The sequence below is a fragment of the Agrobacterium sp. 22-3639C2 genome (genome assembly GCF_053522105.1).
This window is the reverse complement of record NZ_JBNWDB010000008.1, coordinates 36,860-63,677: the sequence shown is the minus strand read 5'-3', so window position 1 is coordinate 63,677 and position 26,818 is coordinate 36,860. Positions and strand designations below refer to the sequence as shown.

Genomic DNA, 26,818 nt, shown 5'->3' with positions numbered 1-26,818 from the left:
CGCTGGCTCGTTCGAGGCGAAACGGTTCAACAGGAACGCCGGTAAAGTTTCATTCTCAACACGTGGGAAGAAAATCTTGAAGCAAGTAGAAGCTGATGAATTCGATTTCATCGTCGTCGGAGGAGGATCCGCTGGCGCTGCCGTCGCTGCAAGATTGGCTGAGCGTGCGGACTTGCGGGTTCTGCTCCTGGAAGCTGGTCGACAGCAGTCCGGCATCCGGTTCCGGCTGCCGATATTGACTCCGTTCGCGCTTGCGAAAGAGGATGCAGTCTGGAACTTCACGACATTGCCTGAACCCGGCCTCAATGGCAGGGAACTTGTCTGGCCGCGCGGCAGGGGACTTGGGGGTTCCTCTCTCATCAATGGCATGCTCTGGGTACGGGGAGACCCGGTGGAGTATGACCTCTGGGCTGCCTCAGGCTGTACCGGCTGGTCTTATGGCGATCTGCTGGATTTCTTCAAGCGCAGCGAAACATACATTCCCGGTGATCCGGTGATCCGGCGAGCAGAGGGCAGCGCGGGGCTGTGACGGTTACCAGGCACCGTCCAGCAGATCCTCTCTCTGATGCCTTCCTGAAGGCTTGCGGTAACATGCAGGTATCACAGCAGGATGATTACAATGCGGGTATTTCGGAAGGCGCAGGCTATCTCCAGTTCAACCAGCGCCGGGGATTGCGTCATGGCACAGACCGTGCCTATCTCTCGCCCGCCAGCAGGTGTGCTAACCTGACCATTCGCGAAGGCGCTGTTGCAAACCGCATCCTCTTCGAAGGGAAGAGAGCGATCGGGGTGGAGTATCGCGCGGCTGATGGCCTGAGATGTGCCATCGCACGGCGGGAGGTCGTTCTATCCTGCGGCACCGTCCAATCCCCGAAGCTGCTTGAGCTTTCGGGTATAGGGGACGGTGAGGTGCTTGGCCGGGCAGGTATCGTGCCACTGGTGCACCTCCCGGGCGTCGGAGAAAATCTGCGCGATCACCTTAATGTGCGCGTCGGATTTCGTACCCGTTTCCGCGGCACCCTGAATGATGTCCAACACAGCTACGTCTGGAAGGTACGCGCCATGCTTTGCTGGCTTGCGCGAGGCGGCGGTCCCCTATCTACCATAGGGGCGACAGCCCATGCATTTGTGAGAACCCGGTCGGACCTCGAACGGGCGGACGTGAAAATCCAGATGCTGCATTTCAGTGCACCCCACAATACCGGAAATATCAGCGGACGTCTGGATGAGTTTCCCGGCTTCAGCATCTCGACGTTCGTCCTGAGGCCGAATTCGACGGGTTCCAGCCACATCCGGTCGGGCGCCGCCGCGGAGCCGCCGGCGATCGTTGCGAACTACCTTTCACACGAGGAGGATCTCCGCTCGATGCTCGGTGCCTTTCGATTCATCAACAGAATTGCCTCGGATTCGGTCTTTGATGATCTTATGGTCTCACGGGACAACGACCTCGCGGGTCTGCAGAGCGATCAGGACATCCTGGAATGGGCAAAAACAACCGGTCTGACGTCCTACCATCCCATCGGAACGTGCAAGATGGGTACGGATTCCGCAAGCGTCGTCGATCCGAGACTGAGAGTGATCGGTGTTGACGGACTGAGAGTCGTTGATGCGTCCGTCATGCCGACAATGCCATCCTCCAACACGCACGGACCCACCGTCATGATTGGGGAGAAGGGGGCGGCAATGATCCTGGAGGATAGTTTGTCGTGATAGTCGTTCGACATTGACAGGTTCAGCGTCTGTGGGTGCCGCCCAAATTCAGAAGGAGAATATTTTGATCCGAGACCTGGACCTGGTTCGCAATGACTTTTCTGTTTGATTAGGGATGATTGGTAACGTTCTGCCTAATTTCCTGCAATGCGTGTTAGCCATGCATCCAGGAGGCGTGCGATCGTCTCGGGTTGCTCTTCTTGTACGAAATGGATCCCAGCGCCTGCTGCTTCTATTTCCAAATTACGGATGGTAACCTGACTCCACTTCAATATGGCATCGGTGAGTAGAAAACCAGGTTTGAATGTCAGCAGTAGCTTGGGAGTATCGCTCGTATTGAGCCAGTTTACCGCCTGTTCCAGGAATGCCACAGTGCTTGCTGGCTCGCCATCCACAGGAAGATTGCGTGGTCCTGCGAGTATCGCCTTGCGCGAGTGCGGCGTCGGAAACGGCGTTTGGTATTGCCTTAGGTCCTCCGGCGCCAAAGGGGTAAGGAAAAACCAGGGGAAAAGCTCAGTCAGGAAGCGGTTTTCCTGCTGAACGAAGATTTCACCTTCGCCCGGTTGGCGCAGCTTCGCCCGGCGGGTGACGAATTCCGGTGACAGATCCACCGAATCAATGTTCCGTAACACTGGCTCGAAAAAGGCCACGGCTCGGACGCGGTCTGGATTCCGGCTGGCCCAGTTTAGTCCAAACGCTGCGCCATAATCCTGCAGAACCAGCGTCACATTCCTTAGGTCGAGGGCGTCGAACCAAGCGTCAACGTAACGCTGCTGATTCTCCAATGTGTATTCGATATCAGGCTTGCTAGATTGGCCGTACCCGATCAGATCGACGGCCAATAGCCGACCGTGTCCATGGAGACGGCGGAATATGTGGCGCCACAGATAGGAACTCGTGGGATTGCCGTGGAGAAAGACGATTGGCGCACCTGAACCATGTTCAACCGTGTGGATTTGCAGGCCGAATGCCGGCACATCATACGCTTTCGCGCCGTCACCAAAGGCGGAATGTGGTGATTTCTCAGTCATGTGACGGTGTTCCTTCAAGCCGAAACGAAGAACTGAGGGTCGGGAAGCACGTTCAATGCTATGGTCAAACGATTGCCGTAGGAGAAGAAAGCAGAGACTTCCAGCACCTCCAGAATCGCGGGTTCGCTGAAGCCAATTGCTCGGAGCCGGGCGAAGTCGTCACTGCCCACACTATGGGGCGTAGTGGCCAGCTTCTGCGCCAAATCGGCCAGCGCTCGCTCGCGTGGTGCCAACGTCACATCATTATGGTTTCGAGCAATCCGGTCCGCCAACACACGATCTCCAAGGGCGGCTGCCAACGCCGGGCGGTGGTTGAACACGCAATAGCTGCAGCCTGTCGCTACAGACGTCACGACTGCGATCAACTCACGCTCGGATGCGCTGAGATGGCTGTTGCTCTGGTCGAACAGGTGCTCATAGAAGGCCATAATACGCAGAGCGGTACCCGGATTGGCAGACAGCGCCGTCAGGAAATTCGGGACAAAACCGAACTTCTTTCGAATCCTCATATGGATGTCGCGCAATTTCTGGGGCAGTTCGTCCTCTGTCGGAACGCGAAGACGCGAAATGGGCTCTTCCAACTGCCCGGTCGATACGGGAGATGAAGTGACGGAATGGGGCGCTGTTGCCTGGCTCATAATGGAAAGTCTCCCGATTGTGGGGTTGAAGTCGAGATCGCTGTTAAAATCCCTTTGCGGCGACTACGTCCCCGATCGCCACGATGCGTCGAGTAGCAATGAGTCCGCCACGCCAACGAATCTTGCAAAGATCGCCATGTCATTCGGCGGCTTGCGCTGCCGGAGGAAAGACGCCGAGATGGATCTGGCCAATGAGGTCGTGGGTCGCGTCGCTGTTCGGCGGATGGAAGGGGCCGGAACGGACGTCGCGCGTCAGCCGCTCCAGTTCGTTTCGACGGAGCAACGAGCTAGCGCCGGCAACCTTGCTGGCGCGATCAACGATCCGGAGTGCCCCATCGACAGCGTGCTGTTTGGCGCCAAGCAATTTGGTTGGCCAGAGTAGCCCGTGATCCACGCCCTCGGTCCATTCCGCCGCTACGCGGCTGAGAAAAGCCCAAATACTATCGAGTTCTATAGAAGCCTTGGCGATTTCGACCTGTGTTTGCGGATGATGGGCATAGGTCCGACCGGAGAGTGCCGGAGAAACGCGGGATTTAGCCGTTTCCACCGCGATGTCGAACGCGCGATTGGCAATGCCGTAGTACACAGCACCGATCGGAAGAACAGCCGAAGCAATGATGCCGTCAACAAAAGGATCGTTCGGCGGGCCGGCTGGAAGCACGCGCGTTACATAAGGTTTTGCCGCGATCACTCCCTCCAGGATTGTATCATCACTCCGCGTCGCGCGCACGCCATGCGAATCCCAGGTTTCTCGTGTGTGGTGCCCGGGATCCTGCCGGCGAATAAAAGCATGGACAATTTTTGGTGTGGCTGGATCGCTTGCATCGAGTGCATGGATTCCGAGCCAGTCCCAGACGGGTGAAAGAGAGGTAAAAATCTTCCGTCCGTGAAAGCGGTAGCCACCGTCGGCGAGTGGTTCGGCCACCACGTTGGAGCCTGCGAGGCCAAGATCGTTGCCTGGCTCGCCATGGCCGGCTGCAAAGATCCGACCCGCTGCCGCCTCTTCGAGGATCCAGTCGGTTGAGTGATCGCCACGGCGCCAGAGATAAGCAGCAGTACCGATCCAATAGAGGTGCATGTTGATTGCCAGTGCCGTGGCGGGTGCATGATAAGAAAGCCGCGCCTGTTCGGCCAGTACCTGTGACAGGGTCAGCCCCCGGCCCCCGAATTCCACCGGCAGTGCTGCCTGTAGGTACCCGACTGCTTTGAGATCGGCGAGATCCTCAAAAAAGAAGCGGTTTTCCCGGTCATAATCCGCAGCGCGACTTTGAAAAGTGTGAAGCAAGACTTCATCAAGGAGATGTTGGCCTGCCTCCAATTTTGTATCAAGGGAATAAGTGCCCATACTGATCCTTTAGTCCTCCTTGAGTCTTAAACGGACTATTGGAAAATCGGTTATTATGAGAAGAATTTATCATCCGGAAGGATCCCCAAAGATATAGTGACCCTGTTGGTGTGATTGAACCAGGAAGCTGTTTCAACAGCCTCCAATAATTCTTCATCGGAAAGCTCAAGATCCCTGAGCTTCTCGAAGTCGGCTTGCGAGATAGTTTTGGGGCTTAGAGTCACCTTGACCGCCAAATCAGCTAAAGCCCGCTGTCGCTTTGACAAGTCGGCGAGATGGTAGTCGAGCGCGACCCGACGAGCAAAACCCGGATCATTGAGCAGGTCGCCAAAGGCGCGCGTGTGATGAATCTCGCAAACGCCACATCCGTTCGTCGCTGAGACAACCACGGCGATTAACTCGCGATCCTGTAGCGGCAACCGCCTGCCCGTCGCCGCGAACAGATGCTCGAAATGACCGGTGAAGCGGCGAGCTGTGTCAGGATTGAGCGAAAGCGCCCGAACCCAGTTCTCATGGTGGTGACGATCAACTAAAGCCTGAATATCTTCAGGCAGTTCGGATTCGTCCGGAATGCGCAAACGGGAAATCCGCTGGCTCCGAGCCAGCCCGTCGATCGTTGTCATGCCATTCTCCGTCGATATTGAGGGGGCGACTGAATAAACGGAAGTCAGTTCTCTATTAATATTGTCTATTAAAAATATAGACGAACTAGACGAATCTAATTTCGCACGCGTGGGGAGAAAAACTTTCTCATCGCCGTTGCTTGGGGCACTGTGTCGTCATTTCACGATGTCTTGAAGGCTGACGCGGTCGATCGTCGTGAGCACGGCAATCACAATAACAACGCCCTTGACGATTTCCTGGGTGAACGTGCTGACGCCAGAAACGTTCAGGCCGTTGCTCAGGATAGTGATAAGCGCGACCCCGAGCAGGGTGCGCTGTGCGCCGCCGACCCCGCCTGTAAGTGCCGTGCCGCCAACGACGATTGCAGCGACTGTGTCGAGAAGATACCCGTCCCCGATTGAGGGGGTAGCGGAACCCAAACGCGACAACAGAAAGAACCCACCGATCGCAGCGAGTGTGCTTGAAAGCACAAACGCATAGGTCTTGTAGCGGTTGATAGCGATGCCGCTCAGTTTCGCGACACGCTCGCCAGCCCCTATCGCGACGATGTACCGGCCGAACCGGGTATGGGACGTTGTCAGGCTCAGCACGAGCCAAAGCAGCAGCGAAAGGAGAAGGACGTTGGGCACCCGCGGGATTATCTGCCCGTTGGCGAGCATCGAAAAGTCGTCGTCGTTGACGAACAGGGCAGTGCCATCAAGCACGTGCAGCATGATGCCCGTAAAGATGGAACTGGACGCAAGAGTTGCAATGAACGACGGCAGCCGCAGGACTGTCGAAAGAACGGAATTGAGCAGGCCGGCAGCGATGCCGAAACCGAGCACGGCGAGGAGGGCCGTTGTGTAACCCGTGCCAAATTTCTGCAGGAGAACGGCGCTGATCGCGGAGGCGAGCGCTGCGACAGCAGCAACGGAGAGGTCGATGCTGCCCATTAGCACGATGAAGGTCGCGCCGAGCGAGATCAAGAGCAGTGGCCCGGCCTGGGCTCCCATGACCGTCAGGTTGAGCGGCGACAAGAATGCGGGCTGCTGGAAAGCGAAGTAGCCAATAAGAATGAGAAGCGCCGATGCTGGCAGCCAGGTCGCCCGGTGTTCGCGCGAAACGATGGCCGTTGCAACACGCGCCTTCCAGGTTTCTATTTTGCCGGTTGCCTGCGGAACTTCAATTTCACTAATCTGCTTCGGGATCATAGGAATCTCTTCAAGGCGCAACAATCGGCGTCTTCTCGTTCGAGGCGGGACCAATCATATCGGCGACAAGGGCGTGCTCGGTCGTGAGCGTTTGGCGGTTGTCGATATCGCTGACGATCCGACCATCTCGCATGATCAGTATCCGGTCGCTGAGCGAGATCAGCTCCGGGAGATCATCTGTAACGTAAAGGATCGAGGTGCCATGAGCGGTAAGATCTCGCAAAAGCGCGTAGATTTCACGCTTGGCTCCCACATCCACGCCAGCGGTTGGATTCTCTATCAGAAGCAGCACCGGCTCGCGATGGATCCAGCGCGCCAATGATACCTTCTGCTGATTGCCACCGCTCAGTGTACGCAGGGGTTGACCTGAAACGGCCTTGATCCGCAGGGACACGATCATCTGTCTGGCGACATTTTGCTCACGAGCAGAACGCCAGATGCCGAATGCGTTGGAAAAACCGCGAGCGCCGGCATGACCGCTCGGCAGAGAAATGTTCGATGCGACATCCGCGGTCACGACTACCGCTTCGTTCGACCGATCACCGGGAATGAATGCGATGCCCCTTTGTTTCCGCTGGGCGATAGATCCTGCAAGCGGCATGCCCCCAAGCTCGACCGTGCCGTCCCGATGGGAGGTTACGCCCGCCAGAACGCGCAGAAGTTGCCCCTTGCCCGATCCCAGAAGACCGCCGATACCGACGATCTCGCCCTTTCCGACGTTGAAGGAAATGTCGGTGAGGTGCGTTAAGCGTTGCCCTGCCGACGGTCGGCTGGAACGTGAAAGCCCCTTGACGACAAGAAAGGGCTCTTCATTGAGCGTCGACCTCTTGCCCGGCGTCGTGCTTTCGAAAGCCCGGCCGACCATCAACCGGTGCAATCCGGCCTCATCGAACTGAGAAATCGGCCCTTCTCCGACGATCGCACCATCCTTCAGGACGATCAGCCGATCGCAGACGTCGAAAACTTCCTGCAGGCGATGCGAAACGAAGGCCACGCCCGCGCCTTGCCTGCGAAGCCTGCCCATGCTTTCCAGAAGCCGGACCACCTCGGCACGGCTAAGCCCGGTTGTCGGCTCGTCGAAGAGTACGAAACCGGAGGGCAACCCCAGCACTTTCGGTAACAGAATTGCCCGACAGACCTCCAGCGATTGCCGGGTGGCGAAGTCGTAGTTCAGCATCAGGTGCTTGACGTCGACCGCGATACCCATGGAACGCACGAGGTCGCGGGCAATATCAATCATCTTCGCCTTATTCAGCACCCCAAAGCGCGTGAAACGCTTTTCATGGCCGAGGAAAAGGCTCTCATAGACAGGCAGGGCCCCGATCAGCGCGGGATCCTGAAAGATCCGCCAGATCCCGCGCTGATTGGCCTCGTAATAATTTTCCAGGGCGACCGGCGTGCCGCCGATCGCTACGGTTCCTCTGGATGGTTTCAATGTACCGGAAAGCACGTTAAGAAGCGTCGACTTGCCAGCTCCATTTTCCCCAACGATACCGACAACCTCTCCCGACCGGATCGCGAGGTTTATATCGCGAAGGGCGGGCGAAGGACCAAAGGAATGGGTGAGGCTCTCGACGCTCAGAATGGACATTCTCAGGCCTTGATGCCCTTGAAGCTGAAGTCGTCCAGCTTGAGTTTGTAGGCGCTCTCGTAGCGCTTCGTGACAGCGTCGAACTCGCCCGTTTCGATAGACTTGGCATAGTCTGCCTGAGGTCGGTAATCTGCAGGCTTCTCGATGCCGGTGGCAGTGAAGTAGTCGTCGTACCTGATCGGGGCGAGCGGCGCCTGAGGGTCCCATTTGTCGCCGCTGATGACATGCGACAGCAGCTTCGGATCGAAGGGCAGGTTCGGATTGTCCACGTAGCGCGCCAGAACACCATCAACATTGTCTTTGGTGACGAGAAGCCCATTGAACCCCACGAACCTTTCCGGGGCGGACGCCTCATAGCCGTTCAGAGCATCGAAGAGCCGGGCGACAGCCTGGACACCGTAATAGGCCGGAGACTGGAACGCGGTGGCCGCGACTTTTCCGGCCTTGATTGCCCTGAAGATATCGGTTGCGCCATCCGCTCCAACCGTGAGCACTTCCTCACCGGCCTCGATCTTGAGACCGCGCAGCGCTGCCAGAACCCCGGTCAGCGATCCATCATTCTGGGCGATAATGCCGTTGGGCACGCCGTGGCGGGCGATGAGGTCCTCGGTCGCTTTCTGCCCTTCCTCGGCGCTCCAATTGCCTGGCAGACTTCCGGCGATCGTTACACCGGGAAATTCGGCAAGCGCACGCTTCACGGCCGCCGTGCGCAGATTGTCGTAGGATGAACCCTTCGAACCGGTGATATGCAGGAATTTGGCGTCCGGCCCGAACTTCTTCACCGCCAGGCCAATGGTGTATTTGACGGCTTCATACATATTACCGCCGCGATTTCCGTCCTCACGCGCAACGATTGCCTGCGCAAAGCCGGTTCCGGCGTCAATCGGAGATGTCCAGGGAATGTTGTTGCCGACATTGACCACATAGCCGCCGCCCTCTTGCGCTGTCCGGGCAATCCGCTTCAGACTGCTCCCGTCGGCGCTGACGATGAGGAAGAGTTTTGCACCTGCCGCAGCGGCGGACTGCGCCTGCGTAACGGCCGTGCCATCGTTGAGGTTGAACGTCGTCGAACTATAGGGAAGGCCGAGAACAGCTGCGGCCCGCTTTGCCGCATCGTTGATGATGGTGTTCCATTCATTGCTCAGCAGCAAAAGCTGATGCAGCGGAGCGGATTTAAAACTCTGAGCGCGTGCTTCCCAGCTGGGCAGAAATCCACTTCCCGCCACGGCAAGACCCGCCCCTGCCTGGAGCAGACGGCGGCGAGAAAGCGAGCTTGATAAGGGTGAAGAAGTTACTTTAGATGAAGTCATTTGAAGGATCCTTTCATAGGGTGAATTGGCTTATGCGGTTTGAGGTAGAGGCAATTGGGCAGTTCTACTGGGGTAGTTGCCTTGGCGTTTTCACAGCCGCGGCCGCCGCCAGTTGAAGTCCTGGCGAGCTCCTTATTCATAAAATCCGTCCGTGGATTTGATCAGGCTCGCAAACTGCTCCCGGTCGTGACCGAAGAGGACTTTGAGAGAACGGGATTCGGCGTATTTCCTGATATAGCTGACCGTCCGATCGTAACCGATCGTATCGTGGAGAACGCCGGCTCGGCGGGCCGGAGGACCATAATTTGTGGCGGTGTAACAAGCGTCTGAAACGAGCAGAAACCCGGGCCGCTTCTCAAGCTCCACGGCAATACCCAACATCCCGGCAGCATGGCCGCTTCCGAAGTTGAGCAGGGTCACTCCAGGCGCGAGTTCTCTTTCTCTCTCATCGCGACTGACAAGATCCCAGTTTCGTGGGGCCGCAAACCACGCCTCGATATCCTTGACGATGTAAGGCGACGAATGATCCCCCGTCGCGAAATACCGGACTGCGGTTGCGAATTCATCTTCATGTGCAATCAGCCTCGACTTTCCGAAATACTCGACGCAACCGGCGTGATCATTGTGAAGATGCGACAGGACCACCGTCGAAATATCGTCCGGTGAAAGGCCGAGCTGCCTCAGCCGTTCCGGCAGATTGCATTCCGACGCCCCGATATAGGGCGCGTTCAGTTGCGATTGCGCGGGCCACCGGCCATTCGTTCCCATGCATTCCGGGTGACATCCTGTGTCGTAGAGGACCGTGGCATCGGTGCATTGGATGAGGTAGGCGGAGACCGGAATGTCGATCAGACGACTACTCACCGTCGGCTTCTGCGGCGTGACAAAAGTGGAGTTGGCGATGATGAAGTTTTCGTCGACACGAATTTCACCCAGGTCGAGAACGAACAGCTTATTTCCCATAAGATCTCCTAATTAAGTCACGCGATCTGGTTCAGCGCCGGCTGAGGTGAGGTTGACCAGCCTCGACGCGAAACATCCGCTAGGCCTTTCCAATGCCGGTGGTCCAAAGATCCGGCGGCAGGCTGCGGTTAACCGCGAAATCACCGATCTGACGCTCCTTGTAGATGACCGGATTGTGGGAGGAGATGGCGCGGGCGTTTCGCCAATAGCGATCCAGCCCCAACTCGTTGCTGAGCGCAGACGCTCCCAGTCCGTCGAAGAGGACGGTCGTCGCATCGAGGATGAGTTGGTGGACGACGACCTGTGCCTGGTAAATCTGCACCTCGAGTTTGCCGATCTCCGTTCTTTCCCTGCAGCCTTTAGCAACAGCGCGGTGATAGGCGTCGGCGGCTGAAAGTACGATCGAGTTTGCCCCGTGCGCATTGGCAAACACCTTACCGACGAGCTGGAGCACCTGCGGATCGTCGCTCGCGGTGCTGGCAGCCGCGTGGGAATATGTCCGTTTGCGTGACCGCACATAGTCCGCAACGGCAGTGGACGCCCCCCGCCCGATTCCGACAAGCGTTGCCAGATGGGCCAATTGAGCGAAGGCCGTCAGGAACGGCCACCGCGATGCCGATGGCGCAATATCGTCATCGTGCAGAAGGACCTGATCGAATACGGCGGTCCCACTGGCGGTCAGTCTCTGTCCGAAACCGTTCCAGTCATCGACAATGGACGTTCCTGGCGCCGTCGTTTTTATAAGCGCTATGATCAGCTCGTCAGCATTGTTCAAGCCGCTGACAGTCATCCATTCCGAGAACAGAGCGCCGGTCGTATAGAATTTCTGGCCGTTGAGACGATGGCCCTCATTGGTTTTTATGATGGAAGTCGAAAATTTGCCAAGCGTGGCATTTCCAACCTCCGTCGCTGCAGCGGAGATGATCTCCCCGGATCCGATGATGTCGATGCAACGCCTCGTCCAGGCGTTGGATGGTTCGTCGAGAAGCTGTCCGAGCAATCCGAAATGGGCGCGGAAGATCTGCGCGACATTCGAGTCTGCCTCTGCAAGCTCGACGAGCAATGCAAGGAGTTCCAGCGGTGTCGCTCCCAAACCGCCTTTATCTTTGGGGAGAAGCAGCGCACCGAATTTGAGCGCTTTCAGCCTTGCGACTTCATCGCGCGGGAGTGTGCGTGTCGCATCTCTTTGGCGCGAGCCTTCGGCGATTTCGGCGAACACCGGCCGGAAAATTGCCACGAGTGTGCGGAATGCGGGTGTGTCGATTGTCGGCCAGGTATGAGGATGATGGGTCAAGGGCGTTCACTTACAATTTGGAAATAATGACGGTGTTGTCGCGCTACGTGGCAGGCGGCGCCTGTGGAGCCCGCCTGCCGGATAAAGCTCAGCTTCCCAGCCACGCAGCGGCGAAGTCGACCGAATGCCCGGACGAATCCTCGGTGTGGTTGTGCAGCGTCTTGCGATAGAGCGTCAGGTTCTGGAACTGAACGAGGTTTACCGCCGGCAGATCGCGGTGAAGGATGTGTTGGAACCTGACGAAGTATTCTTTGCGCTTCGCCGGATCGATTTCGATCGATCCTTTCTCGAAGATCTCATCGACCTCGGCATTGCTGTAGCCGGAGTGATTGGACCACGGCACGCCCTTCTTGATGTTCTTCGACCAGTAGCCGCGCTGGATGCCGTCCGTCGGATCATAACCGTTGGCAAGATGCTGGAGGTCGATATCGAAGGCCGCGTCGGTATAGACGCTCTTGATGTAGGTCGCGTAGTCGTAGCTCTGGATCGCCACGTCGACGCCGATGTCGCCGAAGGCGGATCGGAGGAATTCTGCGCCGACACGGGTTGGCCCGTAGACAGGATTGTAGGTAAGGCGCAGCGCGAACCGTTTCCCATCACCACCACGCTTGTGGCCGGCCTCATCAAGAAGCGCTTCCGCCTTGGCCTTGTCGAAGGCATAGAAGCCGATACTTGGATCGTGATATTCTGCCATCGACGGTGCAATCGCGGTCGGGGACGGCACAGCATATCCCTTCCAGACGAGACGGATGTAGTCGTCGATATTGATGGCGTGAGCGAAAGCCTGGCGAACACGCAGATCGCTGAGAATCGGATGATCCAGACGGAAAAACAACTGGTTCAGACTGCCTTCAAGCTCGTAACCGCGAGTCTCGACGCCGAAGCGCGGATCGTCGCCAAGGCGCTTGATCTCGTCGAGCGGCACGGGTGTGTGATAGCCTACATCGACGTCTCCCGCCTCGAAAGCCGCCCCGCGGGCGCTGACATCAACGATAAACCGTGTCACCACAGCATCGAGCAGGGGCAGATCCTTGATCCAGTAATCGGGATTGCGTTCGAGCAGGATATGGCTGCCGCGTTCCCACTCCTTGAACACGTAGGGGCCCGTGCCTATCGGTTTTGCGTTATAGGGGTTCGCCCGAATATCCGTCTCTTCGTAGAGGTGTTTCGGGATGATGGGCGAAGCGATGCCGGAAAGGGCCGGCAACAGGAATGGAACCGGTGTCTTGAACTGGGCGACGACCGTCAGTGGATCGGGCGTGTCGATCTTTTCGAGCGATGCAAACGTCACACGCCGGCGCGGATGGGTTTCCTTCAACGTCAGCAGCGAGAATGCAACGTCCGCGGAGGTGAACGGTTGACCGTCATGCCACTTGATGCCCGGGCGCAGGTGAAAAGTGTAGGTCTTTCCATCCGCGCTGATATCCCAGCTCTCCGCAAGATGTGGTTTGAAGGTCCGGTCGAAACTGACCTTCAACAACCCTTCGATGACACGGGAACCGACGCCGGCGTTGCCGGTGTTCTGGAACAATTCGATGAGCATGGCGGGTTCGCTGGCGGCGACGATGCGGGCGGTACCGCCACGCACCGGCGTAGTTTGAGCGAACGAAATACCGGGTATGGCGGTACCCAATGCGCCGATTCCGAGGGCGGCGTTGAACGTCCGGCGCGACAGTTTGATCATGAAATTCTCCTGGCTCGTGAAGTTTCGGGTTCTGTTGTTTTAGGGAGTCCGTTGCCGTTACGAAGCTGCTGCGATCAGCTTCCTCGTGTATTCATGGGAGGGATTGCTCCATAGATTTTGGTGGTTGCCGCGCTCGATGATGTGTCCATCCTTCATGACCATGATCCTGTCCGAGATGTATTTCACGACAGCCAGATCGTGGGAGATGAAGAGATAGGAAAGACCGGCTTCCTCCTTGAGATCGGCAAGCAAGTTGAGAATTTGCGCCTGAACGGACACGTCGAGTGCCGATACCGGTTCGTCGCAGATGACGAGCGAGGGCCGCACGATCAGGGCTCTGGCAATCGCGATCCGTTGACGCTGCCCACCGGAGAATTCATGGGGAAAGCGCTCCACCGCCGAACGTGGCAGGCGGACCTGGTCGAGAGCTTCGCTTATGCGCGATTGCCTGTCGGCGGAATTGCGATACTTGTGTGCATGCAGCACGCTATCGAGAATATCTCCAACGGTCCGGCGCGGGTTTAGGGAAGAATAAGGATCCTGGAAGATCATCTGCACGCGCCCGCGGAAGGCGCGCAGGTCGGCTCCACCTGCGTGGGTGATGTCCTGACCTTCGAACAGGATCTGTCCGCCGGCAACGGGTATCAGACGGCTGAGCGCCTTTGAAAGCGAAGACTTGCCGCTACCGGATTCTCCGACCAGCCCGAGCGTTTCGCCGCGCAGGAGTTCGAAGGTCACACGATCGACGGCAGGCGGTGTCTTGCTAGCGGGGTCATAGCGAACCGTGAGATCCTCGACTTCCAGAAGCGCATCTGCCGTTGCATTGGTGCGCGGTTCCGCTGCAACCGGCGGGCTACGGATCTCGAAGCTGGTTGTGCCGTTGCTGTTCCTGTGGGTCCGGATCTCGTTCAGCCGCTCCGATGAAGCGTGGCGCCCATCGCCGAGACGGATCGATGCGCCGATCAGCCCTTTCGTGTAGGGATGCTGGCTCTCCTGAAACAGATGCTCTGCCTTGAGCTCTTCCATCCTTTTGCCGTTGTGCATGACGACCACGCGGTCGGTCCAGCGCGACACCAGTGTCAGATCGTGGGAGATGAGAAGCAGGCCCATGGACAGATCGCGCCGAAGACGATCGATCAATTCGAGGATCTGGCTCTGGATCGTCGAGTCGAGAGCCGTGGTCGGTTCGTCTGCGATCAGCAGGAGCGGCGTGAGCGCGATCGCCTGGGCGATCATGGCACGCTGTCTCTGGCCCCCGGACAGTTCGTGTGGATAGGACGCGATACGACGGTGTGGTTCCGGCATTGACACCAGATCGAGTAATTCCAGAACCCGCGAACGTGCAGCCTTCCGGGACAGCCGTTCATGGGCGTGCAGTACCTCGGCGATCTGGTCTCCGACCGTATAGACCGGATTGAGAGCGCTCATCGGCTCCTGGAAGATCATGCCGATCCGGGGTCCGAGAATGGGCCGCCATGCCTTGGGTGGGAGGCGGAAGAGATCCAGGCCATCGAAGGTCACCTCGCCGCTGCTGGACGCTTCGTCCGGCAGGAGGTTGGACAGCGCAAGGGCAGTCGTGCTTTTCCCGCAACCGGATTCGCCGACCAGAGCGACAGCCTCGCCGGCGGCGATGTCGAAGGAAAGGTTCTCGACGGCAACCGCTTCACCGCTCCGGCTGTGATATCGGACTGAGAGGTCGCGGACACCAAGCAAAGGTATCGCCATCATTCCACTGCTTTCCGCGAGCGGACTTTGCGCCTGATCCGCGGGTTGAGCGCGTCGTTGAGGCCATCCCCGATGAGGTTGAGCGCCAGCACGGTGAGGACGATGCACCCACCGGGCATGAGCGTGAGGTACCAGTGGCTGCGGATCACCTCGCGGCTGGCGCCGATCATTGATCCCCAGGTGACGGTATTCGGATCGCTAAGCCCCATGAAGGACAGCGCAGATTCCATCAGGATCGCCGAGGCAACCATGATCGATGAGACCACGATGAGCGAGGGCAGGGCGTTGGGCAGGATTTCCTGCAGAATGATCCGTGGCGCCGAAATGCCAGACGCCCTGGCAGCCATGACGAAATCCTTCTCCCGGATCGAGCGGAACTCGGCGCGGGTGAGACGCGCGATCATCGCCCAGGACACAAGTGCGATGCCGACGATGACCGTACCGATTGTCGGTGTCGCGAAGGCGACGAGAACGACCAGCAGGACGAAGCTAGGAATGGTCTGGAATATCTCGATGAACCGGACGATGAGATCGTCGATCCAGCCGCCGCAATAGCCGGCGATGGCTCCAATAAGTCCACCGAACACCAGACCGAGAATTGTTGCGGAAATCCCCACCAGCAGCGAGACACGGGCGCCATGTACCAGTCCCGCCCAGACGCTTCGACCGAGTGAATCCGTGCCGAGTAGAAAGTCCGGATTTTCTCCGGGCCAAAGACGCTCAGGGCCGACAATCGACTGCGGATCGCCCGGAGCCAGCCACGGGGCCAACAGCGCCAGGAGCATTATAATGCTGAGTGTCATGAGACCGGCTGTCGCGCCCGGGTTCGAGAGAAAGTCGCGCAGGACCGAGCGCGCAATGACAGGATTGCCGATGTTGCTCCAGGGGGCTTCACCGGCTGCCATGCGTGCGGTTGAGGATTCGATATCGAAGCCGCTCATCAGCGCACCTCGATTCTGGGATCGAGGGCAGCCTGGATGATGTCGACGATAGCGTTGACGCAAATCACCAGGACAGACGAGACCAGCATGATGCCGAGCAACAGCGTATATTCACGCGCCATGACGGCATCAAAGGCAAGCCGACCCATGCCTGGCCAACTGAAGACCGTTTCGATGACGATGGCGCCGCCAAGAATGCCGGCCACGTGGATACCGGCCACCGTGGTGATCGGGATGAGCGCGTTGCGCAGCACGTGGCGAAGGACAACCTGTCGTGGCGCCAGACCCTTCGCCTTTGCGGTGCGGACATGATCCTGCCCGATGACCTCAAGGATAGAAGATCGGGTGAGACGTGCGTAGATCGCCATGTAATAGAGCGCCAGTGACGTCGCGGGGAGCAATGCATAAGAGGCGCGGTCGATAAGCCAGCCAAAGCCCCCCGAGGAAGCGCCGATGGTTTTCATGCCGCCAGCCGGTAGCCAGCCGAGCTTCACCGAGAAGACGATGATGAAGATCAATCCGATCCAGAATGTCGGGACTGAGTAGAACAGCAGCGATGCCACCGAAAGAATGCGATCGGCCGCGCGCGTTGCGTTCAGTGCCATGATCGTGCCAGCTGCGATCCCCACCAGCAGGGCGATGACGATCGCAAGAACCATGAGCGTCAGGGTACCCGGCAGACGCTCCATGATGAGATCGGCGACGGGGACACCGTAGCGGGGAGATATGCCGAGACTGAAATGCGCCAGACTTGTATAGTAGTTCGCAAGCTGATCGAGCAGCGGCAGATCGAGCCCGAAAGCCCGGCGAATGTCGGCCACCGTTTCCTGCGTGGCGGCACCGGATTCGGCCGCCATGTAATCGGCGGCATCCCCAGGCGCGAGCTGCAGCACGAAGAAACCGAGCGTGACGATGACGAACATCGTCGGGACCGCCTGAATGAGGTTGCGTAGCAGACTGCGGCCAACCCGCGTAAGCCTCTTCATGGAGCTGCCTCCCAAGGTCCGGAGACGGGTGAGGGAGCGACGCGGTCGACCGCGATGGACGGCCCGAGGCTCGCAAGCCGCTCGTAGTCCGCGCGAGCATGGATAAAGAGTGAGCGAGCGACTGCCGCGATCAGGCGGGGCAGTGCGATCGCGGCGCTGCCGATATCGCCAGCATGGATGCCGTGACTGATGATCGCCGCGAAGGTATAGACATGGATACGCTTAAGCCATGGCGCCGAACCAGGCTCTATCTCCTGCAATTCAAAACCTTTCCCAAGATAGGGATGCGAAGACCAGCCGCTTTCCCTCTCCGCCGCCGCAACGCGGTCTTGCCAGAGGAGAATGTGGGGAGCCGCGGCGGTCAGTTCCGGCCGGGCATAAACGTTTTGCCTATAGCCGGTCGCGGCAATGACCGTGTCCAGCATTATATCGCCCGTCGTCGTTCTCGCTACGATATCGTCGCCAAGAGCTACAATCTGTTCTGCCGCAACGTTGAAATGGAGATAGTGGTTCGGATGCTGGCAGGCCCGGGCGATGGCCGCATCCGGCGCGGAGCTGCGTCGCCGGCGCTCCAAAATCAAACGCCATCGCATTGCATCATCGAATTCCGGAAAGAACAGCTTGTCAGCCGAGGGTCTGGCGGCAGCCTGATCGTTGGCCTCTACGAGATCGCCGTGTCGGACGAATTGATGCACACTCGCTGCACCATGTTCCAGCGCGACAGCCGCTGCGTCGAACGCGGATGCGGCCGCTCCGACCACACCCACGCTCAAGCCGCGAAGGCTAGCGAAATTAATGAGGTCGTTCGTGTGGACAAGGCGGTCGGGAGGAAGAGTGTGGGAAAGAACCGACGGTATATAGGGTTCGCCCAAGCCGTCCAGGCCAGTTGCCAGTACGATCGTCTGTGTTGACAGATCTATCACGCCCTTGTCCTGCAGTTCAAAGCGCAGATTGAGCGGTGCGTTTTCGGCGTCCGAACGCGGATCGATCGAAATCAGGCGATGCTGCCATCGCACGTCGATCCCCGCCGTTTCGCGATACCAGTTGAGATAGTCGAGCCAGACGGTGCGGGGTATTTCCGCCATTGCGGCAAATGCGGCGTCACCATGAAGCGCAACGTACCAGTGCTCGAATGTCAGTTCAGGGATGCCCTGTTCGAGACCGGTAAATCCCTTGCCCGCGCGAAGCGTGTGCATCCTGGCTATGGTATTCCAGACGCCCGCTGTTTCCGGCGTGGCGGCATCGAAAACCTGCACCCGTCGGATGCCGGCACGGCGCAGTCCAAACGCAATGGCAACACCACTCTGACCACCGCCGATGACGGCAACGTCCATATCTGTGGCGACCGGAGCAACCCAATCCAGAGTGACCGGTTCGAGCTGCGCGATTGCGCGACGCGTCTGTTCACTGAGCTGGTTGAGACGCTCTTGCGACACCGTTCTCCCGCTTGATCGGCCCGACGCGATTTTTTGTTGAACTGTCATCTCATCACCCCTAGAGCCGCAAACCGGCTGCCCGCATCAGCGGGAGAACGGTTCGTCCGAAATGGGTGAGGTCGGGCAGGTAGTCGAAGAAGGAGATGTGGAAACCGTCCACTCCTTCGGCATGCAAAGCGGCAAGCTGTTCGACGATCCGTTGAGGCGAGCCGACGAGCCGGACATTCCCCCCGACAGCGATCGCATCGACCGAGTTTACATCGTTGCTCTTCGCCCACGCCTGCGCGTCGCTGACCAGCCGTTTGTCGAAATCCTTCGTGTCAGCAATGTTATGCAGCCCGCCGACATTCCTCTGCTCGACGGCGGCAACAATCGCGCCATAGTATTCCTGAGCTTCCTGATCCGTGTCGCGACAGACGATGATTGGATTGAGGATGACGCGGATTGTGCGCCCGTTTCGAGCCGCAGCTGCCTTGACGGTGGCGGTATGGGCGCCGAGCGACGCCCGCGCTGCCTCGAAACTGCCCCCGCCGGGGCTAGTGACAAAGACGATATCCGATTGCCGCGCAGCGAAGTCTATGCCGGCGGGCGAGCCTGTCGCGCTGATCAGAAGGGGTCGGCCGAAACGCGGCTTCGGCGTGATGAAGCCCTCTTTGATCCGCCATGGCGATTTACCGGAAAAGGTGACGGGCTCGTCCGAGCGCCACAATGCCTTCAGCGCATTGACGAATTCGTCGGCGAGCCTGTACCGCTGATCGTGCTCGATCTGCGAGCCGCCGAACATCTCGTGTTCAATCCGGCGATGACCGGTCACGACATTGAGGCCCCAGCGGCCATTTGTGATGTGATCGAGGGTGGCGCCGGCGCGCGCCAGATGAAGCGGGTGCCAAGGTCCATACAGGATATGCACGGTCGATGCGAGCAGGATATTCTTCGTCTCTGTCGCCAGCGCAGCCATGGTGACGAAGGGGTCGAGAGAGGTGCCGTTCAGTACTTCGCCGAACCCGCCTTTCGGAAGCCATTGCGACAGTCCAAAGACGATGTCGAAGCCGAGTTCGTCAGCGATTCGTACGAGGTTGCGGTTGTAGCCGAAATCCCATGACGTCGTGCGTGGCAGATGCGACGCACTCCAGCCACCGGCATTGAGTGGCAGAAAGAGGCCGAGCATCGTCGGCTGCCGGAAGATGCGCGCGACTGGGCTTTCGTCAAAATCAGCGGGTGACGGGACCGGATCGTTCTGCGTTAGTTCCGTGGATGTGAGCGTGTGGTGAGGGTCGCGCGTCATTCACCGAGCCCCAGGTTTCCGCGCAATGTGCTGTGCCGATATTCCGACCGGAAGATGCCACGTCGCTGCAGGATGGGGATGACGCTTTCCGTAAACGAACTGAAGCCATCGGGAAAATGCGTGGCGCTGACATTGAAGCCGTCAGCCGCACCGCTGCGGAACCACAACTCAATCTCATCGGCGACCTTCTCTGGCGTCCCGGCAATAAAGCGGTTGCGTCCCTGCGAACTGAGCAGGATTTCCCGCAGCGTCGCGCCGGGCCGCCGCTCGATCATCTGCCAGGTGGATTCCGAAATCCCGGTTGAAACCGCAGGTGTGAAGTCAGCCTGAGCGCGGGTCGGAGCCGGTTTGTCGAGGTCCTCGCCACCAAGAGGGACACCAAGACGAATCCCGAACCAGCGCGCATCGGCGGCGAGGTCGCGAAGCGCGTCGAGTCGTTCAACTTTTCTGAGCGCCTCTTCTTCGGTTGAGCCAACGACCGGATAGATTCCAGGCATGAACAGCGTCCGGTCGGGATCGCGCCCCGCCTTGCGCACCGCATCCTTCGTCCTTCTGTAACCCGCCTGGGCCGCCTCGAGGTTGGTCTGGAGGCTATAGATCAGGTCGGCGTGCCTTGCGCCGAAGCTAAGGCCGACCTCGGAGGATCCGGCTTGTACCAGGATGGGCTTTCCTTGCGGGCTGGTCGGCACCTGCAAGGGCCCACGGACTTTAAAATGCATTCCAACATGGTTGAGATGGCTGACCTTCTTCCAGTCGACGAACGTGCCGCCAGCCTGGTCGAGTAATAGCGCACCGTCTCCCCAGCTTGCCCAGAGAGCCTTTGCAACGCTCACGAACTCCTCCGCACGGTCGTAACGCTCGTCATGCGTCGGCAGGTCCATGCCGAAATTCCAGCCTGCTTCCGGAAGATAGCTTGTCACAATATTCCAGGCAGCACGGCCACCGCTGATATGATCGAGCGAAGAGAGCTTGCGGGCGAGTTCGTAGGGCTCGGAAAATGTCGTGGAAACAGTGGCGATCAGTCCCACGGATTCAGTTCTCGCCGCTATCGCCGAAAGTGCCAGCAATGGATCGAGTGCGTGCCACGGTTCGACTGGCGGCTCCATCGGAAGGCTTTGGAAGTCCGATAGAAAAACAGCGTCGAAACCTGCCTTCTCCGCGATCTGCGCGACCTCGATGTGAGCGTTCACATCGAGAAACTGCGCGGGGTTGTCGATGAGGCGCCATCGCGCTGGGTGCAAGCCGAGGCCAAGATTGTAATTTGCGGTGAAATGAAGTTCTCGTTGCATATCGTTCTTTGCTTCAGGAATAAGGAGGTGCCGCGCCCATGACAGACGGTTTCAAATTGCGGGCGGCGGGCCTATTTAGGAAGCAAAAGTCTACTAATTCTATAGACGTTGGTGCATATTCCTGTCGATTATATGTTTGTTTTCGATTTCACTATTCGAGAGGTTCGAAGAATGCGGGGCACCGACTTTGGCAATCTGCGTGCTTTTATGATGATCGTGGATTCCGGCAGTTTCGTTCGGGCCGCAGCAGCCCTGAAAATCGCGCCTTCCACTCTCAGCTACACAATCCAGGTTCTGGAAGGGCGGCTTGGGACGAAACTGCTGCAGCGTACGACGAGAACGGTCAGATTGACCGAAGCTGGAAGTCGATTGGCCCGGCGCCTCGGGCCAATGATGTCCGAATTCGACACCTTGATGGAGGACCTGACGGAGCCTCGGGAAAAGCCCTCCGGGACGCTGAAGCTTTGCGTCCCGCGTATGCCGATGCGGCTTTATATGGAACCGCTTCTTAATGGCTTCGAAGCCGCTTACACGGACATTACCATCGATCTCACGATTGGAGATGTGCTCGTCGACATCGCGGTGTCCGGGTTTGATGCTGCGGTCATCCCTAACCGGAGCATCCAGGACGATCTGGTCTCTATTCGGTTAGGACCGGAATTAAAGCGCATTGTCTACGCCTCACCAAGATATCTCGCCCGTTTCGGGGCGCCCTCTGAACCGGGAGACCTCGTTCATCATAATTGCATCAACTTTCGAGGCCCCCACACCGGAGCAATCTACCCCTGGGAGTTTCAGCGCGGTCAAGAACGCTTCGAGGTTGCTGTCAGCGGTTCGCTCATCGTGTCGGATTCGACCTACACACTTTCAGCCGCTCTCAGCGGCAAGGGCATAGGCTATGGCATAGAGCCAATTTCGAAGCCTTTTCTGGACGACGGCAGTCTGATTTCACTCCTGGAAGGCTGGGTCGCCCCCCATCCGGGGTTCATGCTGTGTTATCCAAAGAACCGGAATATCTCCGCCGCACTCAAGGCATTGCTTTCGTATGTAAGAAAGCAGAGCCGTGCCGGCAGTAGACTGAACGACGACCGTGTGAATGGTCGCCTTGGATCTACTCATATTGTTCGAACATGAAGCGCGCTCTTGAATGTCAGAAAAATATAGCCTAATTTCTGACGCATGAAACCCCTCGCGACATCAGTTCCAGACCTAATTATGAAGCGTGCCCGTGCCGGCGGGCGCGGCAGTGTCTTCACGCCCAGTGATTTCCTGGACGTGGCCGCGCGCGCGGCCGTCGACCAAGCGCTTTCTCGGTTGGCCAGGAATGGAAAGCTTCGGCGCCTGACGCGAGGCCTGTACGACTTCCCAAAGGTTCATCCGCAACTTGGGGCCCTTTCGCCTAGGCCTGACGATGTGGCGAAAGCGTTGGCGCGGGAGACCGGATCTCAGGTGCAGATCGCCGGTGCGCGCGCGGCGAATGCCCTTGGCCTGTCAACACAGGTCCCCGCACATAGCATCTATCTGACTGATGGCCCGTCGCGCCGTGTTGTGCTCGATAAGCGCGTCGTTGATCTGCGCCACGCTTCGCCCAAGCACCTTATTGCTCCGGACAGTGCTGCCGGCACAGTTGTTCAGGCCCTTCGTCACGTCGGGGCGGTGCGTGCCGCCGACGTTGCGCAGATCGCCTCGCGTCGACTGTCGGCCAGCGACAAGAAGACGCTAGCATCCAATGCGGTCCGGGCTCCCGCTTGGATGCGTTCGACGCTGGTCTCGATCGCTAACGCAATGCCGAGTGAGATAGATGGATAACCATGCGAATGTATCCATCAAGCTGATAGGAAAGAATTTGCTCTCGTTGCAGTCTCAAATGTTGGGAACTGTTGCTCCGTTCAAATTGCTTTTCGCTATGGCGATCATTAAACTGGATTTTAACCAGTTCTTTGGGAGAGGCGTCTATCTCTCGAAAGTGCCAAAAAGTCACCGCGAGAGGGACACGATGACGCAAATGTGGACCATTCAATCAGAAGGAGCTCGATCTATGAACCGAGCTCAGTCGTCATGACCACGGCGCAGCAGTTGATCTCGCTGCTGAAGAGCCACGTCGAAGGCGACGACGAGCAGTTCCTGACGATTGCATTGCAGGCTGCAGCAAGTGAGGCCCGCAGGGGTCATGGAAAGGTGGCTGTGCAACTCCGCGAGCTTGTCGATGCAGCGCGCGCCAACAAGGATCGTACCTCCGGGCGCAAGAAAGCCCCTGTTCCTATTGCGCAGCCACGCGGTGATCTCGCGAACCTGGTTGCGGTGCGCTACACTGACGTTCGGTTGTCGAGCATGATCCTTCCTGCGGAGCTCGAAGCTCGTTTGAAACGAGTCATTCTCGAGCAGCGACAACAGCATAAGCTTCGCAGCCATGGGCTGGCCCCACGGCGCAAACTGTTGCTCATCGGTCCCCCCGGATCCGGAAAGACAATGACCGCGGCTGCGCTCGCCGGTGAACTCCATACGCCGTTGTTCACCGTGCAGCTCGATGGCTTGATGACGAAGTTCATGGGGGAGACCGCCTCAAAGTTGCGGCTGGTGTTCTCGGCGATGGCTGAAACCAAAGGCGTCTACTTCTTCGACGAGTTCGATGCGATCGGCGCGAAGCGCGCGGAACGCAATGACGTGGGCGAGATCCGGCGTGTCCTCAATTCGTTCCTTCAATTCCTCGAGGAGGATGAGAGTGACGGTCTGGTGGTGGCGGCGACTAATCACCCGGAATTGCTCGATCCAGCGCTCTTTCGGCGGTTCGATGACGTCATCGAGTATGCATTGCCGAGCGTTGAAGTCGCGACCGGCATTTTGCAAGCGCGCCTTTCCAGCTTCGACACCCGGGATATCAACTGGACAAAAGCGGTTACAGATGCTGCCGGTTTGAGCCAGGCCGAGATTGCTCGCGCTGCGGCCGACGCCGCGAAACTCGTCGTCCTGTCCGACCGGGACCGCATCACCCAGAACGATCTGTCCCTCGCGATAGCCGAACGCAAAGGAGCGGCGTCGCAATAATCGATGGCAGAAGAACCACCGCGTCCACTCCCACACGTTTATTTGCCCGGTCACGGGAACATCCAGGACTACACCGCCAGAGGCGGAGGTGGCGGCACAACCGTGCCGGTGCGCGATAGGGCTCAGCATGCTGTAAAGCTGACAGAAGCCCTTACCCGGGCAGTGGCAGACGCGGAAGCGCAATTGAGAGCCCGCGAGCCCGACCTTGCGGGTGGAACGCCAGGTTTCTATCTTGAGTTCGAACTCCCTTCATCCCAGAGCGAGATCGTCGATAAGCTCGAAAACCGCCAGGGCAGGTTTCCGATCGAACTTGTTAGCGTTCGCCCGATAGGGGAGGGAGGGAACGCGATTGCCGCCACCGTCTTCGTCCCCGAGCGCCAGCGCGACTATTACCTCAAGAAGGTGGCCGAATATCGCGACCAGGACCGGATCCAACGGGTCGAGGTGGACGGTGAGATCGTCGAAAGAAACAACGGACCCAAGAATGAAGTGCTCGTGGCCTCACTTGAGACCGCGCGTCTTGCGGTGGCCAGATCCCTCTATACGGATGACGAGGCGTTCTTTCCGGTGCCCGGTACGGCCATCTGGTGGGAGGTCTGGCTGCGTCTCGGGACCAGAGATACCTTTGCGACGGCGGCTGAGCGACTGGAGCTTCCGGTGCGTGAACATGCCCTTCAGTTTCCGGAGCGCGAGGTGTTGATCGTCCACGCGAGCGCCGAAACCCTCGGGCGGATCATTGCGCACACCGACACGATCGCAGAGCTACGAACCGCCCGCGATACACCGGCCTTCTTTATGGAGATGGACGGCGCCGAGCAACGCGCCTGGGCTGCGGAGACGGCGGGCCGCATTGTGGCCCCCGATGGTGACCGTCCCGCCGTCTGCCTTCTCGATTCAGGCTCTACCCGACGTCACCCTTTGATCCTCCCGGCGCTCGCAGCAGTGGATCAGCAGGCATTCGATCCCGGCTGGAACGTCGAAGACACCAGTAATCAGGGGCACGGCGGACATGGCACCCAGCTTTCCGGCGTCGCCCTATACGGTGACCTGACCGATGTTCTCGCCGGAGCCGGGCAGATCATCCTGACGCACCGACTGGAGTCGGTAAAGATTCTGCCCGACCATGGCGCGAATGACCCCGATCTCTTCGGCGCCATCACCGCCCAATCAATCGCCCGTGCCGAGATCGTTGCGCCGAACCGGCCTCGCGCGATCTGCCTTGCCCTGACCAGTGACGGCGATCACTGGCGCGGCCGTCCGTCGTCATGGTCTGCGGCTCTCGACGCACTTGCCTATGGCGCCGACAATGCGCCGCGCCTGATTGCGGTTTCCGCCGGCAATATTCGTGAGGATATCCATCAGAACGATTATCTCGTCCGCAACGATATCATGCCGATCGAAAGCCCTGCTCAGGCGTGGAATGTGCTGACGGTCGGAGCATTTACCGAGAAGACGACAATCACCGACCCTGTCTTCAACGGGTGGGGTGTCATGGCCCAGGTCGGCGATCTTATGCCACGTAGCCGCACCTCCGTCACTTGGAACTACGATTGGCCCCTCAAACCCGATGTCGTCTTCGAGGGTGGCAATCTGGGCGTAGATCCGGCGACGCTCATTGGTGATCACCTTGACGATCTCGCGCTGCTGACGACCTATCGGACGCCTGAGAACCGGGCGTTCACGACGACCGGCGAGACCAGTGCAGCAACTGCGCTCGCGGCAAGGATGGGCGCGCAGATCCTGGGGCAGCGTCCTGATCTGTGGTCCGAGACGGTCAGGGCGCTGATCGTCCATTCGGCGGAATGGACACCGACGATGAAAGCCCATCTTGGCGGGATCAACAAGAATGCCTTGATGCGGCGTTACGGTTTCGGGGTTCCATCACTGGTGCGCGCCCTTGGAAGTCTCGATAACGATGTCACCATGGTCATTGAGAACGAGATGCAACCATTCAAGACCGTGGGCAGCAGGATCGAGACCAAGGACATGGTCCTGCACGCGCTTCCCTGGCCGACGGAGGAGCTCGAGGCTCTTGGAGAAACCCAGGTCCAGTTGCGGATCACGCTCAGCTATTTCATTGAGCCCAATCCTGGGGAGCGTGGCCAAACACGCCGTCACAGCTACGCTTCGCATGGATTGCGGTTTGCGTTGAAACCGGGCGACGAGCGCCCCGATGTCTTCTTGCGTCGCATCAATGCCGCGGCCGGGGCAAGGCCGCCGGCAAGGGCGGCGGGAGACACAGGCTGGACGCTTGGTCCCGTTCTTCGCAATCGAGGATCGCTGCATGGGGATATCTGGGAGGGAAACGCCGTCGAGCTCTCCCAGCGTGACGCTATCGCCATCTATCCGACTGGCGGATGGTGGCGGGAGAATACGGGTCAGAGAAGGGGTGATACAGCAGTTCGTTATGCACTTGTCGCAACGTTGCGAACTGCGGCTGATGTCGATCTCTACACCCCGATCAGCACCCCCATCCTTCCAGAGGTGGCGCCCGAAATTCTGATTGAGACTTAAACCCTCCCGCGTGGGGCATTGGACCGTGTACGTGCCAGACGAGGGGGCCTCCCAGTCAGTCATCCGACTCGGCAGCTCATATTGGCGGGTTCCCGCCCCACCGCCTTGAAGGAGGGATGTGTGGCTTTCCCCAACAGATCAGGACACGCGTGCGACAATTTCGACGTCATCGTGGTAGGCAGCTATTCGCGAAAACTGTTGCCTACGAGGAAACTGT

At 58.7% G+C, this 26,818-nt stretch carries 22 protein-coding genes; 6 read left to right on the top strand and 16 right to left on the bottom strand.

The genetic code is table 11. The features are described 5' to 3' along the window. Nucleotides 1-76: 76 nt before the first annotated feature. Entirely contained in the window at nt 77-529 is a 453-nt protein-coding gene (locus ACQZ6D_RS26490; RefSeq protein WP_448742103.1) for a GMC family oxidoreductase N-terminal domain-containing protein, read from the top strand. Continuing rightward, complete coding sequence (locus tag ACQZ6D_RS26485; protein WP_448742104.1) at nt 526-1,710, top strand: GMC family oxidoreductase; 1,185 nt, start codon at nt 526-528, stop codon at nt 1,708-1,710. The genes ACQZ6D_RS26490 and ACQZ6D_RS26485 overlap by 4 nt, the downstream gene beginning before the upstream one ends. Nucleotides 1,711-1,844: 134 nt before the next feature. Here the strand turns inward: ACQZ6D_RS26485 and ACQZ6D_RS26480 are convergent, their stop codons facing one another. The 16 genes from ACQZ6D_RS26480 to ACQZ6D_RS26405 form a co-directional block, all read right to left on the bottom strand. Next, nucleotides 1,845-2,741 carry a haloalkane dehalogenase gene (locus ACQZ6D_RS26480; protein WP_049783284.1) on the bottom strand — a complete coding sequence of 299 codons (897 nt, stop codon included), beginning with the start codon at nt 2,739-2,741 and terminating at the stop codon, nt 1,845-1,847. A gap of 14 nt (nt 2,742-2,755) precedes the next feature. Further along, nucleotides 2,756-3,379 carry a peroxidase-related enzyme gene (locus ACQZ6D_RS26475; protein WP_052816127.1) on the bottom strand — a complete coding sequence of 208 codons (624 nt, stop codon included), beginning with the start codon at nt 3,377-3,379 and terminating at the stop codon, nt 2,756-2,758. A 139-nt stretch (nt 3,380-3,518) separates the two neighbouring features. Further along, nucleotides 3,519-4,724: an acyl-CoA dehydrogenase family protein gene (locus tag ACQZ6D_RS26470; protein ID WP_010974857.1), complete on the bottom strand. Its 1,206-nt coding sequence runs from the start codon at nt 4,722-4,724 to the stop codon at nt 3,519-3,521. Between the two features lie 53 nt (nt 4,725-4,777). Further along, nucleotides 4,778-5,347, bottom strand: coding sequence for a peroxidase-related enzyme (locus tag ACQZ6D_RS26465; RefSeq protein ID WP_010974858.1), 570 nt, complete (start codon nt 5,345-5,347; stop codon nt 4,778-4,780). Between the two features lie 156 nt (nt 5,348-5,503). Then, nucleotides 5,504-6,538: an ABC transporter permease gene (locus ACQZ6D_RS26460; RefSeq protein WP_010974859.1), complete on the bottom strand. Its 1,035-nt coding sequence runs from the start codon at nt 6,536-6,538 to the stop codon at nt 5,504-5,506. 10 nt (nt 6,539-6,548) lie between these two features. Beyond that, nucleotides 6,549-8,129 (bottom strand): sugar ABC transporter ATP-binding protein, encoded by a 1,581-nt coding sequence (locus tag ACQZ6D_RS26455; RefSeq protein WP_233278969.1) that lies wholly within the window; start codon nt 8,127-8,129, stop codon nt 6,549-6,551. 2 nt (nt 8,130-8,131) lie between these two features. After that, the gene (locus ACQZ6D_RS26450) at nt 8,132-9,439 is read right to left on the bottom strand and encodes a sugar ABC transporter substrate-binding protein (RefSeq protein ID WP_045023428.1); all 1,308 of its coding nucleotides are present in this window, start codon (nt 9,437-9,439) and stop codon (nt 8,132-8,134) included. Nucleotides 9,440-9,571: 132 nt separating this feature from the next. Then, nucleotides 9,572-10,402, bottom strand: a complete 831-nt coding sequence (gene aiiB / locus ACQZ6D_RS26445) for a quorum-quenching N-acyl homoserine lactonase AiiB (RefSeq protein WP_045023430.1) — start codon at nt 10,400-10,402, stop codon at nt 9,572-9,574. 79 nt (nt 10,403-10,481) lie between these two features. Then, nucleotides 10,482-11,696: an acyl-CoA dehydrogenase family protein gene (locus ACQZ6D_RS26440; RefSeq protein ID WP_010974863.1), complete on the bottom strand. Its 1,215-nt coding sequence runs from the start codon at nt 11,694-11,696 to the stop codon at nt 10,482-10,484. An 88-nt stretch (nt 11,697-11,784) separates the two neighbouring features. Continuing rightward, nucleotides 11,785-13,380 carry an ABC transporter substrate-binding protein gene (locus ACQZ6D_RS26435; RefSeq protein ID WP_010974864.1) on the bottom strand — a complete coding sequence of 532 codons (1,596 nt, stop codon included), beginning with the start codon at nt 13,378-13,380 and terminating at the stop codon, nt 11,785-11,787. Nucleotides 13,381-13,437: 57 nt separating this feature from the next. Then, the gene (locus ACQZ6D_RS26430; RefSeq protein WP_045023436.1) at nt 13,438-15,108 is read right to left on the bottom strand and encodes a dipeptide ABC transporter ATP-binding protein; all 1,671 of its coding nucleotides are present in this window, start codon (nt 15,106-15,108) and stop codon (nt 13,438-13,440) included. Further along, nucleotides 15,105-16,010, bottom strand: a complete 906-nt coding sequence (locus ACQZ6D_RS26425; protein WP_233278971.1) for an ABC transporter permease — start codon at nt 16,008-16,010, stop codon at nt 15,105-15,107. The genes ACQZ6D_RS26430 and ACQZ6D_RS26425 overlap by 4 nt, the downstream gene beginning before the upstream one ends. A gap of 35 nt (nt 16,011-16,045) precedes the next feature. Next, nucleotides 16,046-17,032, bottom strand: a complete 987-nt coding sequence (locus ACQZ6D_RS26420; RefSeq protein ID WP_045023439.1) for an ABC transporter permease — start codon at nt 17,030-17,032, stop codon at nt 16,046-16,048. Beyond that, nucleotides 17,029-18,516 carry a SidA/IucD/PvdA family monooxygenase gene (locus ACQZ6D_RS26415; protein WP_012655011.1) on the bottom strand — a complete coding sequence of 496 codons (1,488 nt, stop codon included), beginning with the start codon at nt 18,514-18,516 and terminating at the stop codon, nt 17,029-17,031. Before ACQZ6D_RS26415 ends, ACQZ6D_RS26420 begins: the two co-directional genes overlap by 4 nt. A 10-nt stretch (nt 18,517-18,526) precedes the next feature. Continuing rightward, complete coding sequence (locus ACQZ6D_RS26410) at nt 18,527-19,753, bottom strand: LLM class flavin-dependent oxidoreductase (protein ID WP_010974865.1); 1,227 nt, start codon at nt 19,751-19,753, stop codon at nt 18,527-18,529. Further along, on the bottom strand, nt 19,750-21,042 hold the full coding sequence (locus tag ACQZ6D_RS26405) for an NtaA/DmoA family FMN-dependent monooxygenase (RefSeq protein WP_010974866.1): 1,293 nt from the start codon (nt 21,040-21,042) through the stop codon (nt 19,750-19,752). Before ACQZ6D_RS26405 ends, ACQZ6D_RS26410 begins: the two co-directional genes overlap by 4 nt. Before the next feature lie 171 nt (nt 21,043-21,213). Between ACQZ6D_RS26405 and ACQZ6D_RS26400 the strand changes: the two genes are divergently transcribed. From ACQZ6D_RS26400 to ACQZ6D_RS26385, 4 genes are all read left to right on the top strand, one after another. Continuing rightward, the gene (locus tag ACQZ6D_RS26400; RefSeq protein WP_010974803.1) at nt 21,214-22,176 is read left to right on the top strand and encodes a LysR family transcriptional regulator; all 963 of its coding nucleotides are present in this window, start codon (nt 21,214-21,216) and stop codon (nt 22,174-22,176) included. Between the two features lie 81 nt (nt 22,177-22,257). Then, nucleotides 22,258-22,851 (top strand): DUF6088 family protein, encoded by a 594-nt coding sequence (locus ACQZ6D_RS26395; protein ID WP_045231754.1) that lies wholly within the window; start codon nt 22,258-22,260, stop codon nt 22,849-22,851. Between the two features lie 249 nt (nt 22,852-23,100). After that, a complete protein-coding gene (locus ACQZ6D_RS26390) occupies nt 23,101-24,087 on the top strand; it encodes an AAA family ATPase (protein ID WP_045231753.1) in 987 nt (328 codons plus the stop codon). A 3-nt stretch (nt 24,088-24,090) separates the two neighbouring features. Next, on the top strand, nt 24,091-26,601 hold the full coding sequence (locus tag ACQZ6D_RS26385) for a S8 family peptidase (RefSeq protein WP_045231752.1): 2,511 nt from the start codon (nt 24,091-24,093) through the stop codon (nt 26,599-26,601). Nucleotides 26,602-26,818 lie beyond the last annotated feature (217 nt).